Below are 2862 nucleotides of genomic sequence, written 5' to 3'. Positions count from 1 at the left end.
GACCTCATGTTCGAGCCCTTTGGCGCGCCGGGCGCCTATGGCCGCGACGAGCAGATCTCCGACGTCTTCGTCTCCAGCGAGATCGATCAATTGCGCACCATGGGCAATGTCCTGCCGCCGATTTTCCTGCTGGTGGCAGCCTTCCTGGTCAATATCGTCATCTCGCGCCTGATCGCGGTGCAGCGCGCCGGGATCGGCCTGCTCAAGGCCTTCGGCTATCGCGATGACGAGGTCGGCTGGCATTATATGAAACTGGTCGCCGTGATTGGCCTGGCCGGACTGGTGATCGGCGGCGGGCTCGGTATCTGGCTCGGGCGCGAGATGGCGATCATGTACACCCAATACTATCGCTTCCCCTTCCTGGTGTTCGATGCCGATCCGCGCACCTATGCGATCGTGATTGCGATTACCGGGGCCGCCATTCTCGGCGGGGCGGCGATTGCCGTGCGCCGCGCCGCGAGCCTCAACCCGGCCGATGCCATGACGCAGCCGCCGCCGCCGGATTATTCCAAGGCGGCCGGCATGGGCATTACCCGCTGGCACGCCATCGATCAGCAGACGCGGATGATCCTGCGCCAGATCATTCGCTGGCCGATCCGCGCCAGCCTCACCGTCGCCGGCGTCGCCGCCTCGGGCGCCCTGTTGATCGGGACCCTGTTCTTCATCGATTCCATGAATGTGATGATGGATGGTTTCTTCAATGTTTCCAATCGCTATGACGTGTCCGTGACCTTCGTGCAGCCGCGCTCGCGTGCCGCCTATCACAGCATTGAACGCCTGCCCGGCGTGCTGGCGGCCGAACCGTTCCGCGCGGTCTCGGCGCGGCTGCGCCACGGAAATCTCGAGGAGCGCGCGGCGCTGATCGGCGCCCCGCCCGATCCGGATTTATCGCGCATGGTCGATGCCGATTACCGCACGGTCTCGCCGCCACCGGGCGGGCTGGTGCTGTCCCAGGACCTGGCGACCAAGCTGGATATCGAGGCCGGCGAGATGCTGGAGATCCACATCGCCGAGGGCCGCCGCCCGGTGCTCAACGTGCCGGTTTCAGCCGTCACGACAACGCTGATCGGATCGGGCGCCCAGATGCGGATCGGCGATCTCAACGCCCTGCTCGGTGAAGGCGATGTCGTGTCCGGTGCCTATCTGATCGTCGACCCCGACCAGCTCGACACGCTCTACACCACGCTCAAAGCCGTGCCGCTGGTCGCCGGCACCGGGCTGCAGGCGCTGGCGGCGCAAAATCTCGATGATCTGATGCAGCAAAATCTCGGCACCGCGATCTGGATCTATACCGGATTTGCCGGACTGATCGCGCTGGGCGTGATCTATAACAGCGTCCGCATTTCCTTCGCCGAGCGTCAGCGTGAACTCGCCTCCTTGCGGGTGCTCGGTTTCACGGTTGCCGATGTCGCCTATATCCTGCTCGGCGAAGTGGCGTTTCTGACATTGCTGGCCCTGCCGGTCGGTGCGGCGGCGGGAACGGGAATGGCCTGGTTTCTGGCACAGGCAATGAGTTCGGAATTGTTTCGCTTGCCCTTCGTCATCAATGCCTCGACCTTCGGGCTGGCGGGTGCGCTGCTGGTCGGGATCACCATCGGGTCGAGCCTGTTGGTGCGCCACCAGATCGAACGGCTCGACATGGTCGCCGTGCTGAAAACAGGGGAGTAACGGGTTTTGAAAATCGCCGGCATCACACTCAATTTCCGCACCGTCTTCTGGGCGATTGCCGGGCTCGCCCTGGCCGTCCTGCTGGCGCTGGCCTTCCGGCCGCAGCCAGTGCTGGTCGATCTGGCCGAAGTAACGCGCGCGCCCCTCACCGTCAGCGTCCGCGACGAGGCGCGCACGCGGGTGCGCGAGGTCTATGTCGTCTCCGCGCCGCTCGGCGGACGCCTGCTGCGGGTCAATCATGACGCCGGCGACAGTGTTGCGGCCGGCGATGTGCTCGCCACCATATTGCCCGGCGATCCGGCCCTGCTCGATGCGCGATCCCAGGTCGAGGCCCGCGCTGCGGTGCGCTCGGCCGAGGCGGCGCTGGCCTTCGCCAATGCCGAAGAACAGCGCGCCGCTCTGGAATACGACTATGCCCGCACCGAGGCGGAACGCATCGAGACCCTGTTCGGCACCGGCGTCGCCTCCCAGGGCGCCGTCGACCGCGTCCGTCTGGCGCGCCGCACCGCCTATGCCGGCCTCAATACCGCCCGCGCCAATGTCGCGCGCGTCGAGGCCGAGCTGGAAGCGGCGCAGGCGCGCCTGATGCAGCCCGGCAGTGAGGCCGCCAATGGCGGTCTGGTGGAGATCCGCGCGCCGATCACCGGCCGTCTCTTGCAGGTGCTGCAAGAGAGCGAGAGCATTGTCGCACCCGGCACGCCGGTGCTGGAAATGGGCGATCCGGCCGATCTGGAAATCGTCGTCGAATTCCTCTCCACCGACGCGGTGCAGATCCAGGAGGGCGATGCCGCCGAGATCAGTGCCTGGGGCGGCAGCGGCACGCTGCGCGGCCGCGTGCGCCGGATCGAGCCCTATGGCTTCATCAAGGTTTCCGCCCTGGGCGTCGAGGAACAGCGCGTCAATGTCATCATCGACCTCGTCGACGAGCCGGCCAGGTGGGCCGCGCTCGGGCATGGCTATCGCGTCGAGGCGGCGGTGACGATCTGGCGCCAGGACGATATCGTCCAATTGCCCGTCGCTGCCCTGTTCCGCTCGGGCGGACAATGGGCCGTCTATCGCGTCGAGGAGGGCCGCGCCGCCCTGACACCGGTCGGGATCGGCCAGGAGAATGGCCGCATGGCGCAAATTGTCTCCGGGCTTGAAACCGGCGATGTCGTGGTGATGTATCCGGGACCGCAAATCCATGACGGCATC

General features: G+C 66.1%; 2 protein-coding genes. Both read left to right on the top strand.

What is annotated here, in order from left to right:
* Positions 1-1668: ABC transporter permease (locus tag AAC023_RS14200; RefSeq protein WP_339741908.1), on the top strand; the 1668-nt coding region annotated here is incomplete at its 5' end.
* Between the two features lie 6 nt (positions 1669-1674).
* Positions 1675-2862 (top strand): efflux RND transporter periplasmic adaptor subunit (locus AAC023_RS14195; protein ID WP_339741906.1); only part of this gene is annotated, 1188 nt, incomplete at its 3' end.

This window comes from uncultured Maricaulis sp., from assembly GCF_963976135.1.
Classification (GTDB): Bacteria; Pseudomonadota; Alphaproteobacteria; order Caulobacterales; family Maricaulaceae; genus Maricaulis.
This window is presented reverse-complemented; position numbering and strand designations above follow the sequence as displayed.